The following is a 19,242-nucleotide window of genomic DNA, read 5'->3' on the forward strand; positions in this document are numbered from 1 at the left end:
ATCGTTTTAGATAAAATTAAAATGAAAAAAATAATAAACATAATCGTGATATTCTGTTTTTTTGGCTGTGTCAAAGAAGAAGCAGTACCTGTTGTTGTTGATTTTAATTTTGATGTGTTTAATAATGATTTTTCAATTCCGGTTCAGGTTGTTTTTTTTAACAGAACCGAAGGAGCAGAAGATTACGAGTGGAAATTCGAAGGAGGATCACCATCAAGATCTATAAATCGTAACCCTGGACTTATACGATATGAAGAAAAAGGAACCTATAAAATTGAACTTATAGGGACCAATCAAGATGGTTCCAGAGATAGTAAAATAGTTGAAATTAAAATAGATAATCCAGTATTTATTGATTTCGATTTTAATAACCTGGTGGATAATTTTTCTCCGGCAATTTATACTTTTGATAATCAGTCTTCTGGTGCAAGCACGTATTTATGGACTTTTGAAGGAGGAACTCCCTTAAATTCCTCTGAAAGAGATCCTGGAGAAGTAACTTTTGTGGATCCTGGAAATCATAATGTTACTTTGGTTATTGATAATGGAAGAGAAACACTTGATCTTCAAAAAACAATTACTGTCGCTCCATTTTTAACTTCAAATTTTGAATATCAACCTGCTTTTGAAGATGATGATTATCAGATACCAGTTCGTGTTCAATTTGATAATAATTCGATAAGTGCTACTACTTTTGAGTGGAGTTTTACCGGAGCCTCCTCTATATTTTCTGAAGCTGAAAGCCCTGAAATAGTTTTTACCGAACCAGGAGTACAAACAATAACATTAAAGACATCTAATGGAAAAGACACTAAAACAGTTGTAAAGAATATTGAGGTCTTTGCAAATACTAACCTTAGAGTTTTTGAAGATGTTAAACTAGGAATTAATACAGCGCATACTTCTAATGTATTGGGGAGTTTTTATAGTATTTCAAATCGTAGTGTATATACTAGTAATGAAATTAATAACGAAACTGGAAAAAATGTTGACTTAGTGTTTTTTGGGTTAAATGAAAGTTTTACCCGTAATAAGTTTGTAAGTCCAAATGGATTGTCTGAAACTACTTTTACATCTCTGCAAAACCCTAAGCATACCATATTTATTAATTCACAAGAATTGTGTAATTGTGCAGCTTCCTTAAGTGCACAACAGTTTGATATGATGCAAGATGATACCCTTTTGAAAAATTTAATGATTGAAGAGACTCCGGGAGGATTGCAAAGCTTTGATAGCACAATGACAACTCGAATTATTCTTTTTGAAACTCAGGAAGGAAAAAAAGGTGCAATTAAAATAAAGGAGTTTGTACAGGAAGGACAAAACTCATATCTCCTTGTAGATATAAAAGTACAAAAGGAATCCATTTAGCCTATGAACTCATGAAACAATAAGCAAAATCAGATGAAACTATACATACAGCAATTTCTAATCATATTATTTTTTATTCCTGTTTGGATGAACGCTCAGGTTTTTCCTGTACAAGTTACTCCTCAAGTTTTACCGCCATATAGTTTGAAACTTTCAGAATATGGAACATCAGATTCAGAGAAATTAATACTTAATTTATTATTTACTGATATTACAGAATCTAATGTACAAGTTCGGTTAAAGTTTTTTTTAGAAAATAATGCAGGATTATCAATCCAAAGCAATGATTTTGTAACAGGTGCTAATCCAATTTTCCTGGATGGAGGTATACCTTTACGTTTGACCAATATTGATTTGCAAGCCTATTTTTCTTTGCAAAACCTTCTGGGTATAAGTCCCCAGCAGTATAATACTCCTTTGCCAGAAGGGCTATATAATTTTTGTTTTGAAGTATATGATGTCTTTTCTGATCGGCGAATCTCTCGTAAAAGTTGCGTGCCGGTATATTTAGTACTTAATGATCCTCCATTTTTAAATTTACCTGGTCGAGGTGAACAAGTATTGCTAAGAGAACCACAAAATATCATTTTTCAGTGGACTCCTCGTCATCTTAATGCTACTAATGTTTCTTATGAATTTACGTTAACAGAATTATGGGATACTCAAATGGATCCACAGGCTGCTTTTTTAGCAGGACGACCGCTTTATCAAACGAATACTTTTGCGACAACATTATTATACGGACCTGCAGAACCCCCTTTGCTACCTGATAAAATGTACGGATGGCGTGTTAGGGCTTTGGTTAGTGATGGGATTAGTGAGACTTCTGTTTTTAAAAATAATGGTTTTAGCGAGATTTACTACTTTACATATACAGGGAGTTGTGCAGAGCCCGAATCTATTTTGGCAGAAGCAAAGAATAACACCACAGAAAAAATTTATTGGCAAGGAGTAGATCATAAATTATATGATATACAATACAGGAAAAAAACATCTTCGGCTTCAGGGAAAAAGAACTCTAGCGAAGGAAATATGTGGTTTAATGCAGGGACCCAGAATGAATATACAACAATTTATAACCTTAAGCCAGGTACTACTTATGAGTTTAGAGTAGGAGGCCAATGTATTGAGAATGGCCCTTATACGTATTCTCAGATTTACGAATTTACAACCACCTTACCGATTGATGACAATGACAGTACATACAATTGTGGGATTACACCAGAGATTCTAATAACCAATCAGGAATCTATACAACAATTGGTTGTTAATGAAACGTTTACTGCAGGGGATTTTCCGGTAACGATCAAAGAAATAACACAAGGTAACGATGTGTACACAGCAACCATTCCAGAAGAACCCGATGAAGACAGTGAAGAGAATAATGATTCGATAGATGAAACACTTCCGTCAGGAATTCAAGATAAAACATTTTCTGGTTGGGGATATATCGTGGTACCTTATTTGAATGATACTAAAATTAAAGTAAGTTTTGAGAATATTAAAATTAATACAGACTATCAATTGATTGATGGCATGGTAGAGACCGATTATGATAAAAATTGGGGAGGGCTGGCCTCTGTTAATGAAATACTAGATGTATTTGAAGGAGATAACGATTTAAGGAATATAAACCTTGATTACGACATTACTATCGATAATATAAGTATTGCAGATGATGGTACTATCGAAATCACTCATCCTATAAGCGGCGCAATACGAAGAGAACCGGGAGGAGATGATGTTACTATTATGGATACTAATCCCGATGGTAGTAGAGATATATTTCATGTTGATGCCGATGGAAATATTAGAGAAGGAGGGCAAATGGCTCCTGGAGGTCCAATACGTTCACAAAATACTGCGGGAGTTAATAGTAATGGTGAAGTTACAGAACTTACTGCAAAAGGGATTAAAGTTGAGTTTTTAGAATATACAGATTATACATATGGTTTTGATAGAATTCCTAATGGTCAAGAAACCAAATTAGGTAAATATTATAAGCAGATAAAAGATACTGAAGGTAACCCTTACAATATAATCAATAAATCGGTAGGCAACGGAGATAAAGATATAATAAGAGCGAAGGTCACAATAACCGATAATAGTCTTTCTGTTCATGATTTGGTTATAAAAACAATACATGGGGAAAAGGTGGATTATGACGTCTCAGGAAATGAGATTACACTAAAATTAAAAGGGTATTACACCTTTGAACATGAAAATATATATGCTACAATACAGCCTAAAAAAAATAAAACCAGTAAGCAAACTGTAGCAGGAGTGTTTTCGCAATGGCATTTAGCTAATAAAGATGTCAACGTAACGATTATACCGGTTAATGGAGCTTCATTACCAAATAGTGATGTATTAGGTTCACAAATCAATAAAATATTTAAACAAGCATCCGTTACTTTTAATGTATCTGTTGCTCCAGAGATGAGCATAGCAAAGAGTCAAATTGGTGTGGGAGAGAGTGGAGCACTTTCTAATTATACAAGTGATCAAAAAGATATCATTAATCAATTTAAATCAAGTGGTGTTACAAATCGTAAATCCTATTACGTATTTGTATTTGGTGATGGCATTAGACCTAGTCGACCTAGTGTGGCGGGCTTTATGCCACTAAAACGCCAATTCGGATTTGTGTTTTCTAGCAACCTTTCTCAAAAAGAGGAAGGTAAATCATCACTGGCTGGTACGTTGGCGCATGAATTAGGTCATGGTGCATTTGCGTTGCAACATCCGTTTAAAAAATTAGGGACCACTACTTCGGGAACCGATTGGTTGATGGATTATGGTAATGGTAAACGATTATCACATATCGATTGGTCACAAATTCATAATCCAGAGTTTAGATTGTATTTGTTTCAGGATGGAGAAGATGGAGCTTCATTATTTTCTGCTTTAACACCCAATTGGATGCCTTTTACTTATTCGGGAAGTGGTAAAGTCGTTTTGTCTGATGACATAAAAGAACCAAATGGAGCAGTTTTTGGAATCATAGAAGATGGTAAATTGTATGAGTGGTATTATAATAACCTAAACCCTAGTCAATCAGTATATCTACACGAAGGAAAAACATTGGAAGGAGTTGATGTATGGGCTTCTAATGATGCAACTTCTTTACAATTGTATTGGAATAAAGGAGATTGTAATCAAAATGAAATTTATCTAACCTCATTTAATTACATAGAAGACTTTGCTCCTAATGGTCGAAAAAAACTTGACCTTAATAATGGAATAGGAGAACATGCTAGCAATATACAATATGTAGGACCAGTTGGTTGTGAATCTACCGAATCTTGTAGAAGTCTAGTAATTACAGAAGAAATACGACGCCAAATAGAAGCTTTTGAAACAATGAGTAATTCTAGTTCTGTAACTATACCTGAACTTGTAACAAAAATTAATAGTATAAGTATTTGTGTACTCAAGGAAGTAGGTTACAATGCTATAAAAAGATTGTCGGCAAAGTTAATATTACCAGAAAATTTTGCTGGACAAGAAGAGCAAGAAAAAGCCATTGTAAAACTTATGGAGTGTATACCAAAAGATAAAAGCGATGATTTTTATGCTTCAAGTTTAGTAATTAATGGTAATTACCAAACGCTCGAAAACCTTATACAGCAAACCCAAAATATTCCGTTTTCTGGCTTTAATGAAGAAGGGAATAGTATTTTTATAATGAGTCTGGGTACTATTACCTCACAATTATCTAATGATAATGAGAAATGGAACGTATTTCATAAAATAGTGCAGCAAAAATATAGCAGTCTTACAAATAGATCAACATCTTGGTCATATGCCTTTTCATTACAAACCATATTAACATCTTTGGTAGCCGAAGGGGAATCAGATAATGTTCCTGGGATTATTTCTGTTTTTATAGAGATGATACAGGACAACAACTTAGAAAGAGAGCTATTAAGGGGCTATAGAGTTCTTGTAGAAATTGCAACGTTAAGATTTAAAAATAGGGGATTGTATGCAAGATTCACGATAATGGATCGTATTTCTTTAGTTAATGAAAATTATCCTGATCGAGACTTCTTGTATGAAATAGTAACTCCAAGAACTTCATTTTCATGGTTTTCTCCAGAAAAAAAGACGTATATACTTCGAAATATGGACATAGGGAGGAATGATGATATTTATGTTGATGAAGTTGCATTATATGAAAATTTTAAGTGGTCACGTTACTTAAGAGATGAAAGAATCACACGACAATCAATCAAAGAAAATCCAGACAAATACTTAGAGTCATTTCTTTCTGAGTTGAAAAGACATATAGATGCAGGTGAAGGACAAAATGATAACTTTTGGGCAAATATAACAGAGGTGGATTGTGATAACATTGCAAGTATAGTACGCCATATTAACTTAGATGAAGAAGTATCATCTTTAAAAGAAGTGGATAAACAAATTAGATTAGATGTTTTAGAAAATTTCTTCAAATGCGAAACTATTCATGACAATAGAAATGGTTTTGTATTAACATATGCCGAAAACAGTTTAAAAAAACTAGTGACTAGCTTTGAAGCAACAGACACTGATGTGTTAGACGTCATTGATAATACTATAGGTATCAAAAAAATCTACAATACCCTACGAGGAGGAGCTTTTGATCAATTTGCTTTATGGTTAAGCATGCAAATTTTAAGCTCTGGTAGAAGTGTTGGACTCCAATTGAGTGCAAATGAGTATTTCACAGCTTTTAGTAATTCTTCGACACTATTACAATTAGAATCGGATATATTTTCATGGGAAAGGTTTGGCTCAATAATAAACAGTAATACCCCAGACAATCCTGATGCTCACAACCAATTTGCCATAAGTGTATCAGAAGATAATATTTATTATAATAAAACAATTCGGTATAATCAAATGGTATTGGTGCGCGTTGCGTCAAGATTTACATTTCAAGATCAACAATTTGAGATAGGTGATGTTTTAATGGTTCCTATGATTCAGGCCTTTATCCTTAGTAAGGCCAATAGAGATATTTTGACTGGTAAGGTTTCATGGTTAGCTGCTGAAGTTGGTTTTTTTGCTCTTGGTATAACGCATCTTAGGATGTTATACAGTGCAGGACGTTTGATTACAAAAGGTCTTGTAATTACCGATGTTGTCGGTAGTGGGGTAGGTATAGTATTAACTTCTCTTAATGATAATGCCATTAATCCAGAACTAAAATTTAAAATACAAATGCTAGCGTTGTCTACGTCAATCCCTACGTTATTTATGCGTCCTGAAAATTTGAGTAGACTTAATGGTCACATAGCCCAAGTAGATGATGATATAGTCTCGGTGGGTTCTAGAATGACAGAGGAATCAAAGAATAGATTACGTAATTTATATCGAGCTCAGGGAGCTTCTGTTTTACCTTCTTATATACCTTCTGATTTAAATGCTGCTTTCAGACTTGATTTTCCAACTCCTGAATTATGGAATGGCCTAGGAGAAGATTTTATAAAGGCTTGGATAGCATACAGAAGAAGTACCAGTAATTTAACTGGGAAAATGTGTAATTAAAAAGAATAATCATGTGGAATAAAATGAAAAAATATATTGCCTTGTTATTGTTGATGTTTAGCATCAACCAAGGTATTGCACAAGGAACAGGATGTTGGTTAGGTGATCTAACCCATATTTTAAATAATTCTCATACTTCTGCTTTTAAAAATTTTGTAACAAGAAGTGGTGGTTTTACGGAATTTAAAACATTACGAGAACTAGCCGCATCTAGAGGACTTAATGATGCAGAACTTTTTGAGTTCTCTACAGACCTTGCGAAGGTTATAGATCCAATAGATTTTATCCGTAAAATAAATGCTAATCCTAATTTAATTGATGCTTGGAAAATTACTAGCTCCGTAAGAAGTTTTAATGATTTTAGTAGAGCTATTGATTTTGGGGGATCGATCATAATAAGAGCCAATAAAAAGTTAAATATTTTGGGCAGAGTGGGGCCAAGAAATGGAACTATTGGAACAATGCAGATAAGAACTGAATTAATACGGAAAGGAGTCTCTGAGGATGAAATTACTCTCCTTTTACAAGGTATACCTAGGTCTAATGATTGGACAGAATTATCTGTGTCAGCTATGAATAGGAGATATTGGGACGAAATTAATCAGCCACATATAGATGAAATAATTGCAAATGGAGGGGATATTAGGTTTATTCATGATCCAAGATTGGATATTCATAAGTATAACTTAGTAGCTGATATGCCAGATAGTCCTTTTAAACAAAAATGTATTGCCGAGGGAATATCCAAAATAAGAACCTTTACTAATATGGAATATCAGTATTTGGTAGGAAAAGGATATACGCTCCAGGAAAATGGTTTAATGATAAAACTTTAATATTTTGAACATAGATTACAAAAACTTTAAAAAAGATTTAAATAGTACAATTAGAATCTATTTGGATGAGTATGATTTTTTTGAAGTCCTTCAAAAAGAAAGTGAATTTGAAAAAATTTATATGAATAATTACTGGAGTATAAAAATATCAATGTTGAGTTTATTTCCTCATATCAGTGTCTCTTTTTCGTTTTATAGTTTAACAGGAGAGTATTGCAAACCTAATATTTTAGTTGATTTTCTTAAAATCGATAAAATTGAATTATCGGACCATTTTTCTGAATTTAGTAGAAGAGAAAAGGATATAAATGATTATAAAACTCAAATGATGTATGTATGCGAATGTATAGATAGATTTTATAAACCTCTATTAAATGGACAAAAAAAATATTCGGACTATTTAAAGTTTGAAGATCAGTATAAATAAAATATTCATAGAATTAAAATATATAAATCTATTCCTACAACTGTATTTTTTTTACCTGAAATTTCTAAATATAAAAAATAAAATCTCTTATAATTCACAACCTATTGCAAAAGCTAGTATACATACTCATGCTGATCTCTTCTATTGCCTACACGCAATCGTTGGACTATGATGCCATTACTAATGCTAAACCTTTTAAGGTTAGTGGGCAGATCGCAGCAAGTGGCGTATACTACAATTCTAATTTAAATAATAGTAGAGAGCCATATACCTATTTTTTGCAAGGACTGCTTAATGTGAGTATATATAGTTTTTCTGTGCCGATTTCGTATAGTTTTTCTAACCAGGGAGAAAATTTGGGATATCAATTGCCTTTCAATTTTAATCGATTAAGCCTTCACCCAAAATATAAATGGATAACCGGGCATATTGGTAATGTAAATATGACATTTTCACCATATACCCTTAGTGGGCATCAGTTTACAGGAGTAGGTGTAGATCTTACTCCGAAGGGAGCTTTTAAAATTAGTGCCATGTCTGGTCGCTTACTCAAAGCTACAGAGGATGATGAGGATGCCAGAACTATTCCAGCTTTTAATCGTATGGGATACGGGATCAAAACAAGTTATAAAAAAGAACGGTATACGTTGGGGGTTATTGGATTTTATGCAAAAGATGATATTAATTCACTTAATGTAATTCCAGAAACAAAAGGAGTATTGCCTCAAGAAAACCTAGTTCTTAGTCTTGAAGGAGAAGTAAAATTAGGGAAGTATTTTAATGCTCAGGCAGAATATGCTACAACTGCGATTACCAAAGATACACGGGCAGAGGAAGTAGATGCTTCAGAACTTTCTCCAATAGCGTTATTTTTTAATAATCGAGCCTCTACAGAATACTATAATGCAGTTCGTACCCGCTTAGGGTATACCATAGGAACGGTAAATCTTGGAGTAGGGTATGAGCGTATTGACCCTGGTTATGAAACCTTGGGAGCATATTTTTTTAACAATGATTTTGAAAATATAACTATAGATGCAGCAAATACTTTTTTTAAAAATAAATTGGCCTTAGCCATTAATATCGGGTATCAGAGAGATGATCTGGATAAGCTTAAGGCAAATAATACAAATCGTACTGTGGGCTCGCTAAATGCAAGTTTAGCCTTGTCAAAAAGACTAAATATAACGGGTTCTTATTCAAACTTTAGCACCTTTACTAATGTTAAACCAAATCAATTTGATGAGATTAATGATAGTGATCTTTTGGATGAACAAATTGAAGATTTAGATTACAGACAATTATCACAAACCGCTACACTTACTGTTAGTTATATACTTTCAAACAAAAAAACAGCAAGGCAAAACCTGGTTACAAACTATTCTTTAAATGATGTATTTAATGAACAAGGTGGTATTGTAAGACTAGGAGATGCTTCTACTTTTCATAATATGAATATCGGACATACTATAGATTTTTCAGAAAGGAATCTTAATATAACTACATCGGTAAACGGAACCTATAATACTATTGGTAGAGAGGAATCAACAACTTGGGGACCGACTATTAGTGTAGGGAAACGATATTTTGAAAAAACATTAAACACAAGGCTTTCTATAAGTTACAATAACACTAGGAGTAAAGCATCGCAGTCAAATATTACAAATCTTAGAGGTACAATAAGTTATGTTTTAAAAGATAAACATAATTTTAGTCTCAATGCAATTCAATTGTTTAGGAATAGTAATAGTACTGATAATCTAAGTGAGATTACTGCTACTTTTGGATATAATTACGCTTTTGGTTTAAAAAAACCTAAACTTAATTTTAAAAAGAGAACTAGGAAGCCAAAAGAAGAAAATGATTCTATTAAAATTCAATATCGAAGCTATCGATATGAGGGATTACCAAAAGAAATTACGCCAGAACTATTGACATTGCCAGAAAAAGAAGGTTTTGCACATATTATTAAAGATAAAAAAGGGAAACTAAGCCAACTAGGCGAACAACTAAAAGAAACAGAGGAAAAAGATAAAAGAGTCTATAAAGAAATAGCTTTGAGATATCTTATGGCTTTAGATGAATATCTGGATTTTGCTGCGTTCTACAACCAGAAGATATATGAAGCTTATCTTAAGTTAGTAAGAGAAGCCAAAGAAATTGACCGTCAAATACGAGATGAGTTTACAGTATTAAGCGGAAAAATTAATAGTGCAAAAGAGAAAGATCCTGAAGATCTTGAACGACAAAAAGTATTAGAAAAACGTTATGAATCTCATAAAGAACTTTTACAATCGTTGTTACGATGGGATTTAAAACCTGAAGATATTGAAAACCCAGAAGGTGAAATAAAAATATTTAAAAAACAGAATGCTTCAAAAGTTTTTTCAATGTACCAAAACAAAAAACCTGAAGAGCATATAATTAAATTTATAGAGATTAGATTAGCCGATTTGTTTCATAAAGTACTTGAAGATTAATAGATTATTTATCAAAAGATAAAGGCAAGTAACATCTTAAAAGATTTTGATGTTTTATTGTGTACAATAAAATTGACTACAGAGATATGAACTTATGAGTTATTTCCCAAATCGAGGAAATATGTTTTTAATCGAAGTTTGATCTTTTTTGCATGTATATTTTTCGTTTTTAGAGAGTTATAATTCTACTTTCATTAGATATTCCTTATAAGATAATCTAAAAAATGAATGTCATGAAAGAGAATTTAGATAGTAGAGAAATACAATTAATCATACGCAATCTGATCACTTTCATTGTGATTGAAGGAAAGGAGTATGTAAGTGATGCAAAGAAAAAAGAGTATGTAGCCGGATATATACAACTCCTCATTAAAACTATTCATCTCATTGAAGAGGAAGAAGAGTTTTCGATAGTAGAAGATATAGCAGATGATCTCTCAAAATATGTAAAATAGAAAGTATTTTGTATTATTTTTTTGCGCTAACGAGACATTTTTTAGGACTTAAAAAGAGCTTTCTTTTTCCTAAGTAATAATAACTTTTATATCTTAACCGTTTTTAATACCCAAATTCATAGCACCGTGAACGAGCAAGATTATATTGAAAGGCTAAAGAAAGAAAACCAATTACTCCAGGATAAGCTGGACAAAATTAATAAAGGGAAGCAGAAAAAAAGGAAGTTTAGATGGTGGTTGTTAAAAAAATCCAGCACCCCAATTTTTGGAGGGAGATTGAAAAAAAGCATTAATAGTGCTATAACAGAATATAAGGAATATAAAACGGTTTCTGTTGATACCGTATCTGATGTGTCGTCGAGTGTGATTTGGCGTATTACAAGAATAGGCTTATTTGCATTTATGGTTGCTGTAATACCAGCGGCTGTTCTTGTTTTTCAGACAAAATTACTGATGAATCAAAATAAATTTATCGAAAACCAAAATAGTTTGGTAGAAGCTGATAGAAGGTCCTCTTTGGTTTTTGTTATGGATAACGTTTTAGGAGATCTAAATGAAGAATTAAAATATAAAGGTGTTAATTCTAAAAATAATATTAGTAAAACTCTGGAAGCAAGAATTGTAAGTTTGTCAAGAGCCATGAAACCTTATCAATATATTGAAGATGGAAAGTTAACTAATAAAAAAACAAGTTCTGAGCGAGGACAATTGCTATATAGTTTAATAAATAGTGATATAGGAAATCAATCTTTAGGAGATATCTTTGTTGACGGGGATTTTGAATATAGTGACTTAAACGAAGTAACATTAGGAAGAGGAGTTTTCCTAAAATATGCCAGACTAAATTTCTCAAATCTAGAAAATGCGAATATGCCTGCTGCTGATTTGGGAAATAGCGAACTCAGAAATGCAAATATGAGTAAGGTTAATTTATCTGAAGCAAATCTTAAAAGAGCCCGGTTAATGTACTGTAATTTAAGAAATGGAGAATTGGCAGGTGCCGATTTAACAAATGCAAACCTTTCTGGGGCAGATCTTTCCGGAGCAGATTTTTCTGGAGCGATATTATGGGGTGCAAAATTAATAGACGCTAATCTTTCTGATGTCGTACTTGATAATGCAATAGTGGATAAGCAAGATTGGATATCTTATATAGATTCTCTGGGATTAGAAGGAGCTGATGATATAGAAGATAAATATAGAGTGAAAAAACAAGGGAAACAACAATTCATACTTGTTCCTAAAAAATAGTATTATTTATTTTTTTGTGAAGATTAATCGGTGGATTTTATCAACTAACCAGTTTCCTGCAGGAAAGTACAAAGCAAAAAATAACGCCATCCCTAGACTAAAGTTTTGAGGATTAAATAGTTTATCTAACATATTCTCTGGATATACATATGACGTTTTTAACCAATACCCTAAGAATTCTAATATTCCCATAGCGACTAGTCCATAAGCATATTGCTCAAAGAAGCTATATTTTTTTAGCAGAATAGAAACAGGAACCATATATAAAATGTAACACGTAATCACTTGCCACCAATATGTAAATCGTGCAATCTCCATTTCTGCTCCAAAACGATTCATTCCCAATCCCCATAAAAAATAAGTAATGACATAAACAAGAATTAGTGTTTTTGGTGATTCTTTTAATGTATTTATATGTCTAGATAGTATTTGTTTCATTATTTGTATGGATTTTGACGATCATTCTAAAGAAAGGTTTCTTAATAATCGAATATTTTTTTATACCGCTATTTTCTATGATTTCCTTTAATTCCTTGACAGTGAAAGCTCTTTGAATAGCTATTAAACCATCTTTTTTTGCCATATCAGAAATAGGAAGTATGCTGCTTATATGTTTAAAAATATAGTATGCTACTTTACTTCGATATAGTTCGCTAAAAATAACATGTTTCACCTTTTTAGACTTTATTTTTTTTAGAAAATCAATAAGATCTTCATTTTTAAAATGATACATAAAATGACTACTGATTAAAAGATCACAATCTGGTATAATAAACTTTTTGCTTAGGATATCTGCAGTACTATAATCAATAGATAGAGGATCTGGGTTATTTTGTAATGCGTAAGCAACACTTTCTGGATTACCGTCAATCCCTTTAAATGAAGCAGCTATTCCTGTTTTTTTTAGCTTTTTCGAAATCTTTAGAATGCAATCTCCGCCACCACAGCCTAAATCAAGAATATGTATTTTTTTTGTACTGGGATATGTTTTTGTGTAGTGTACTACGGCTTTATTCAATTGTTGGTGATTTCCCAGAAATCTATTGATTACCCCTAGACTACGTAAAGTTGTATTTAACGCTTTTCCCGACAGAGACAGGTTATCAAGCTGTTCTGACGTATGTAATCGAACCTCTGGATTCACAATATTATATTAATTAATAGGATCTCGATTTTTAGTCCTTAGAATAATAATAACTTTACAAAAAAAGTAAAATTATATGATCAAAGAAGATATAAATGAAATAATTCGAAGTAGACGATCTGTTTTTCCAGCTCAATACAACGATAAAGTCGTTTCTAAGGCATTTATAGAAACCTTATTAGAAAATGCCAATTGGGCACCAACACATAAACTTACACAGCCATGGAGGTTTAAAATATTGCAAGGAGATGCCAAGAATCGATTAGGGGTGTTTTTGTCTGATACCTATACTGACATCACTTCTAACGATGATTTTTCGCCATTTAAACACAAGAAAATCATGAATAATTGTAATGCGGCCAGTGCGATTATAGCGATTTGTATGCAGCGAGATCCAAAAGAACGTATACCAGAGTGGGAAGAGGTTGCATCAACGGCTATGGCAGTACAAAATATGTGGCTCACCTGTGCGGCACATCAGATAGGTTGTTATTGGAGTACCCCTAAATTAATACAGTATATGGATGGTTTTTTTGATTTTGAAGAAGGGGAACGATGCCTTGGTTTTTTCTACTTGGGAAATTATAATCCAGAAGACTTAGGTGAATCAAAACGAGATCGGATTGAAAGTAAAGTAGAATGGCTAGAATAAAAAAACCACCTGTAAGCAGGTGGTTTTAAACATCATAAAGACGTTATATTATCTCAAATTGACTACTGCTGAGTCATTGCTTTAGCATAATCAGCCATTTTTTGAGAACTAGCTGTCATATAGTCTGTCCATTTCTGAGCATCTTCTGCAGATAATTTTCCAGCAATATCCTGAGCTTTTGTTGCAAGTTCTTGTCCTTTAGCAGAAAGTCCAGCAAAAGCTGTCATATCTTTACTTTCAGCGATTTTCTTGTACTCAGCCATATACTCTTCGTATGCATTAACATACTCTTGTACAGCAGGGTCACTAAAACTTGGAACCCCATCAGCAGCGGTTTCTACAGCTTCTGCAACTTCTTCAGCCGCTTCTTCTACTTTCTCAGTTGCTTCTTCTGCAACTTCTTCTACGTTATCTGCTGCGTCTTTTGCTTTGTCTGTAGCCTCTTTACAAGAGATTACTGTTAAGAACATTAGAGCTAAAGCTCCTAAAAACATTTTTTTCATAATAAATAGATATAGTTAATTTTGGTTATTTAACGCCAAACATAATACTTTATTTCGTCTATTCGAAATTTAAGATGGGTAAAAAATACACACTGCTAGGGGCTAAATGCCTCAAATAAGCTTATCTATTGAAGAATTATATCACATTATTTATATGTTAACAGATTATAATGTTGTGTTTTTTTCGGTTAAATACTTCCAGTAACGCTTTGGTAGATGCTGTTTGTGTAATTTATTGTTCTTACGGGATTTTATATTGACATGGTTAAAATATGTGGTCCAAAGCATTTGAAACTCTAGTTCAGAACTACTTAATTTTTCGGGTGAGATTTTTGTATTTCTTCTTGAAAAATCATCAATAGTTATTATTTGCACTGTTTTTAGATCATAATAAATACCATAACTTCGCTTAAGATCATAAATAAGCCATTTTTGATCAGCATAACGATCTTTAAAATGAAAAATGATAAGAGGCAGCACATTAAAATCGGGTTCAACGGTTGCTGTGTAAATAGAATCAGTAGTTAGCTGAAACCTAACAAATGCTTCCATTCTATGTTTTTCGCGCTCAACCATTTTGGAGACCTGGCTCATTTTTAAAATATCAGTATTACTAAAATCGATATTTCCCCCTTTCTTTTTTATAAAAACATTTCTAAGATAATTTAATAATGTATTCTCGACACCTTTGATTTCACTTAGAAAAACTTTGAAGAAATCTTGTTGTTCCTTACGAGTTGTTTTTGGTTTAACACCTTTCCAAACCCTGTTGGCTTTGTGCTTTTCGGTAATGACATGTTCTGTTATGGTAAATAATTGATTGTTAGTATCAGATTCCTTTCTAATAATAGCATCTGATATTTTTTGTTCATAGATCATAAAAATAGAACATAAGAATCCATCAAAACTTCCATCATATATTATTATGGTTTGAGGATTCATGATTCTAGATTTATGAGAACAGACTTAGTTGATTATTAAAATAAGTATTGTATTTACTTTTCGAGGTTTTAAGAATTTTATTTTTTAATGTGAGAGGAGAAAACTCTTTTCTATAGAATTCTTTGGAGTTACAAGTAACAAAATATTGTGCTCTATTTAATGCAATACCGATGGCTTTAAGGTGAGTCCAATCTAGTTTTCTAAATTTTCTTGCTTGTAGTATTTTAGAAACCGATTGCATTCCGATGCCAGGAACTCTGGCAAGCATTTGTTTTTCAGCTGTATTTATGTCAATAGGAAATAGATCAAGATTGCGTAATGCCCAACTTAATTTTGGATCAATATCCAAATCCAGGTTTTTATGAGAATCATTTAAAATCTCATGGATAGAAAATCCATAAAACCTTAAAAGCCAATCGGTTTGGTATAAGCGATTTTCTCTTAAAATGGGAACTTCAGTTCCCAAAGATGGTAGTCTATTATCTGGCAGTACCGGTATATAACCAGAATAATACACTCTACGCATATTAAATTGCTTGTAATAATAGGTTGCAGAATACATGATGTCACGATCACTTTCTCCGGTAGCACCAATAATCATTTGGGTACTTTGACCAGCTGGGGCATATCTAGGAGTACTTTTTATAATTTTACGTTCTGAATTATATTGAATGATCTCATTTTTGACTTTTTGCATGGGTTTGATAAAGTCTTCATGTTTTTTGTCTGGAGCTAATAATTTCAATCCAGATACTGTTGGGATTTCAATATTTACACTTAATCGATCGGCATATAACCCTACTTCACGCATTAATTCATCACTTGCTCCAGGAATCGATTTTAGATGAATATACCCATTAAAATTTTCTTCTAACCGAAGCTTTTTGGCAACGGCAATTAGCCGTTCCATAGTGAAATCAGAATTTTTAAATATTCCAGAGCTCAGAAATAGCCCTTCTATATAATTTCTTCTGTAGAAGTTAATGGTTAAATCCACTACTTCTTGTATCTTAAATGCAGCGCGCTGGATATCGTTACTTTTTCTGGTAACACAATATGCACAATCGTAGATACAATGATTGGTTAGTAAAATTTTTAGTAAAGAAACGCAACGACCATCCTCTGTATAACTATGACAAATACCCATTCCGGTATTATTTCCTAAGCCTTTATTGGAGTTTGAGCGTTTACCACCACTGCTGGCACAAGATACATCGTACTTAGCGGCATCTGCCAAAATGGATAGCTTTTCTCGTATTCTTTCAAACGACATAGATACGTTCGTTTGAAGTACTTATTAAACTTTTTACAGTTCTTGAAATTTCTTCAATATCCGTTAGAATCTGATAATCTGTGAACCTAAGTACGGTTATGCCTAGTGAAGAGATGTATAGTTTTTTTGGAGCATCAAGATTATGGATATCTGAAAATTCATGCGCATAGCTATCAATTTCTATAGCAATTTTTAAAATAGGACAATAGAAATCAAAAGTGTAATTGTTAAGATTTTGATTTCGAAGGAAACGGAATCCTTTTTCAGCAAGTTTCTGTTGAAGTTGATCTACTGCAGTAATGGAGTTATCCAAGGAGTGACGGATAATTTTCTCAGATACTTTTTGGTACAGCGGGATGCTTTGTGAAGACATAATGATGGATTTAGTTGTAATTTTTCCAAATTTATGGAAAAATTCCATAAATATTAAAATAAAATTATGTTAAAATTGGAAATATTCCAAAATCTATTATCTTTGTTATGATTATCCCAAGTACAGGTGCTGTTTTGTAAGATAATAATATTAAAATTTCGATTTCATGGATAATTCAACTGACCAAACCATTAAGCGATTTAAACAAATTCGCGAAGAGAACCATTATACCCAATCTGATTTTGCCAAAGTTTTACAGATTAAAAATTCTACAGCTGATATAGAAAGAGGGAAGACTAAAATTTCGGGAAGAGTAGTGGCCAGATTACTTGATAAATTTAATATTAATCCGTTATGGTTATTTGGTGAAAGTACCCAAAAAAAGATACAATTACATCTTGGGGATGTTTCTCCAAAAGTGGTAACCATAGATTCTGAGAATAATGAGAACATAGTTTTAGTCAATGTAAAAGCAGCTGCAGGATATCCTCATAATGTTCAGGATTTGGATTGGTATCAACAATTGCCTGCTTTTGATATTCCATTACCAGAATATAGAAATGCCACGTATCGTGGATTTCAGGTTGAAGGAGATAGTATGTTACCTTTATTTGAGCCTAAAGAGTGGGTAATAGGAAAAGCCGTGAATAACTTGTCTGAGGTAAGTAATAATACTATTTGTGTAGTTGTTCTAGAGGATAGTGTGGTAGTGAAAAAGATTAGAAAAAATGAAGATGTCTCTGTAATAACATTGGTTTCTTTAAATTCAGAATATCTTCCTTATACCATTCAAACCCATCAAATTACAGAACTTTGGGAAATTAATAGTAAACTAAGTTTTAACATTGATGCGAATTCTGATACAGCAAGTATTAAGAAACTACAGGAAGCTATGGTAGCATTAACTTCTGAGGTGAGAGGCTTGAAGAATTAATGAATAAAACCTGATGTTTTAGCATGCGCTATTGCTTCTTCTGATGTATGAATTAGTAAAATAGGACATACGTTAAAAGTGTGTATAATTTTTTTGATGCGCTTTTCTTTGCGACGATGCTTTACATTTCTTAAATATATAGCAAGAATTCGTCTTGGATACTCTTCTGCGATCTTTGTATAGATATCTGCATCTTTTTCTCCACTGTCTCCAATAAGAATAAAGTTTAAATGTGGATACATCTTTAAAAGATTTAGAATCTCGGATTGTTTATGAGGTATTTTAGGTTTTGGTGTTTTATCAAAAGGAGTTCTAAAATCTCTAAGTAAAATCGGACCTTTAGGAAAATGATTTTTCTTAAAAAATGCACTCAGGTAATCGTATAAGTTCCAAGGGCTATTACTAACATAAAAAAAAGGATTATTAGATGATCCTTTTATACCTAGATGTAGTTTTTTATAAAACTTTACAGTACCTTCTATTGCTGTTCTTTTATCAAAATTTTTAAAAACAGTATTGGCGATTACTCTCCACTTAAATAAAGATGCCACTCCTGTATGTAGAATAGTATCATCAATATCACTTATGATTCCAAAATCAGCCTGATCTGATGGAATAAGCATTTCGCTTTTAAACTCGTTATTACTACTTATGGTTTTATATTTATTTTCTTTTTTATATGAAGCAGTATAGGGTATCCAACCTCTATTGTTTTTATGTTCAAAAAGAGTATCGATGTCAAGTTCAAGATGATAATATCCTTCTTGATCTGTTTGGGTTTCTATGATTTTACCGTTGGGTAATTTTATTTCTATTGGAATATTTCTGATTTCGTCACTTTCAAATTGTCTATAAATATTACGTAATGTTTTGAAGACGCTCTGATTTGTACTAAAATCAACATTTTCATCTTCAAGGGCTCTTCCGGTGGCACGAAAAAGAGTGCTTGTGCCATACCCCAGATACGTATTAATTCGTAAAGCTTTTTTCTTGAACATGAAAAAATATAGATTTTAAATAAAAATAAACAACCTCGCCCAAAGAGCGAGGTTGTTTAGACATTAAT

Annotated in this window: 16 protein-coding genes; 9 read left to right on the forward strand and 7 right to left on the reverse strand. The window is 32.5% G+C overall.

Translation table 11 applies throughout. The features are described from left to right. Positions 1-21 precede the first annotated feature (21 nt). From PQF96_RS16375 to PQF96_RS16405, 7 genes are all read left to right on the forward strand, one after another. Complete coding sequence (locus tag PQF96_RS16375) at positions 22-1,371, forward strand: PKD domain-containing protein (protein ID WP_271767412.1); 1,350 nt, start codon at positions 22-24, stop codon at positions 1,369-1,371. A gap of 33 nt (positions 1,372-1,404) precedes the next feature. Further along, positions 1,405-6,906: a fibronectin type III domain-containing protein gene (locus tag PQF96_RS16380; RefSeq protein WP_271767413.1), complete on the forward strand. Its 5,502-nt coding sequence runs from the start codon at positions 1,405-1,407 to the stop codon at positions 6,904-6,906. 23 nt (positions 6,907-6,929) lie between these two features. Beyond that, positions 6,930-7,742, forward strand: a complete 813-nt coding sequence (locus PQF96_RS16385; protein WP_271767414.1) for a regulatory protein RecX — start codon at positions 6,930-6,932, stop codon at positions 7,740-7,742. A gap of 4 nt (positions 7,743-7,746) precedes the next feature. Beyond that, on the forward strand, positions 7,747-8,169 hold the full coding sequence (locus PQF96_RS16390) for a hypothetical protein (RefSeq protein ID WP_271767415.1): 423 nt from the start codon (positions 7,747-7,749) through the stop codon (positions 8,167-8,169). Between the two features lie 104 nt (positions 8,170-8,273). Next, on the forward strand, positions 8,274-10,649 hold the full coding sequence (locus PQF96_RS16395; RefSeq protein ID WP_271767417.1) for a porin family protein: 2,376 nt from the start codon (positions 8,274-8,276) through the stop codon (positions 10,647-10,649). Between the two features lie 233 nt (positions 10,650-10,882). Further along, positions 10,883-11,104 carry a hypothetical protein gene (locus tag PQF96_RS16400; protein ID WP_143918360.1) on the forward strand — a complete coding sequence of 74 codons (222 nt, stop codon included), beginning with the start codon at positions 10,883-10,885 and terminating at the stop codon, positions 11,102-11,104. 126 nt (positions 11,105-11,230) lie between these two features. Next, positions 11,231-12,355: a pentapeptide repeat-containing protein gene (locus PQF96_RS16405; protein WP_271767418.1), complete on the forward strand. Its 1,125-nt coding sequence runs from the start codon at positions 11,231-11,233 to the stop codon at positions 12,353-12,355. A gap of 6 nt (positions 12,356-12,361) precedes the next feature. Here PQF96_RS16405 and PQF96_RS16410 read toward each other — a convergent pair whose 3' ends face one another. Then, complete coding sequence (locus PQF96_RS16410) at positions 12,362-12,793, reverse strand: hypothetical protein (RefSeq protein ID WP_109435525.1); 432 nt, start codon at positions 12,791-12,793, stop codon at positions 12,362-12,364. After that, entirely contained in the window at positions 12,774-13,499 is a 726-nt protein-coding gene (locus PQF96_RS16415; RefSeq protein ID WP_271767419.1) for a methyltransferase domain-containing protein, read from the reverse strand. Before PQF96_RS16415 ends, PQF96_RS16410 begins: the two co-directional genes overlap by 20 nt. 76 nt (positions 13,500-13,575) lie before the next feature. On the opposite strand from PQF96_RS16415, the gene PQF96_RS16420 reads away from it, so the two are divergent. After that, the gene (locus tag PQF96_RS16420; protein ID WP_271767420.1) at positions 13,576-14,151 is read left to right on the forward strand and encodes a nitroreductase family protein; all 576 of its coding nucleotides are present in this window, start codon (positions 13,576-13,578) and stop codon (positions 14,149-14,151) included. A 62-nt stretch (positions 14,152-14,213) separates the two neighbouring features. Here the strand turns inward: PQF96_RS16420 and PQF96_RS16425 are convergent, their stop codons facing one another. The 4 genes from PQF96_RS16425 to PQF96_RS16440 form a co-directional block, all read right to left on the reverse strand. After that, positions 14,214-14,654: a hypothetical protein gene (locus tag PQF96_RS16425; protein ID WP_271767421.1), complete on the reverse strand. Its 441-nt coding sequence runs from the start codon at positions 14,652-14,654 to the stop codon at positions 14,214-14,216. A 165-nt stretch (positions 14,655-14,819) separates the two neighbouring features. Further along, positions 14,820-15,596: a TIGR03915 family putative DNA repair protein gene (locus PQF96_RS16430; protein ID WP_271767423.1), complete on the reverse strand. Its 777-nt coding sequence runs from the start codon at positions 15,594-15,596 to the stop codon at positions 14,820-14,822. Between the two features lie 10 nt (positions 15,597-15,606). Further along, positions 15,607-16,869, reverse strand: a complete 1,263-nt coding sequence (locus tag PQF96_RS16435; RefSeq protein WP_271767425.1) for a putative DNA modification/repair radical SAM protein — start codon at positions 16,867-16,869, stop codon at positions 15,607-15,609. After that, positions 16,859-17,242, reverse strand: a complete 384-nt coding sequence (locus PQF96_RS16440; protein WP_167571869.1) for an endonuclease domain-containing protein — start codon at positions 17,240-17,242, stop codon at positions 16,859-16,861. The genes PQF96_RS16435 and PQF96_RS16440 overlap by 11 nt, the downstream gene beginning before the upstream one ends. Positions 17,243-17,408: 166 nt before the next feature. Between PQF96_RS16440 and PQF96_RS16445 the strand changes: the two genes are divergently transcribed. Continuing rightward, positions 17,409-18,176: an XRE family transcriptional regulator gene (locus PQF96_RS16445; protein ID WP_271767426.1), complete on the forward strand. Its 768-nt coding sequence runs from the start codon at positions 17,409-17,411 to the stop codon at positions 18,174-18,176. On the opposite strand, the gene PQF96_RS16450 is transcribed toward PQF96_RS16445, so the two are convergent. Further along, positions 18,173-19,174: an App1 family protein gene (locus tag PQF96_RS16450; protein WP_271767428.1), complete on the reverse strand. Its 1,002-nt coding sequence runs from the start codon at positions 19,172-19,174 to the stop codon at positions 18,173-18,175. The two genes, PQF96_RS16445 and PQF96_RS16450, sit on opposite strands and share 4 nt — an antisense overlap. Positions 19,175-19,242 lie beyond the last annotated feature (68 nt).

The sequence above is a fragment of the Aquimarina algiphila genome, assembly GCF_947494415.1.
GTDB classification, from domain to species: Bacteria; Bacteroidota; Bacteroidia; order Flavobacteriales; family Flavobacteriaceae; genus Aquimarina; species Aquimarina algiphila.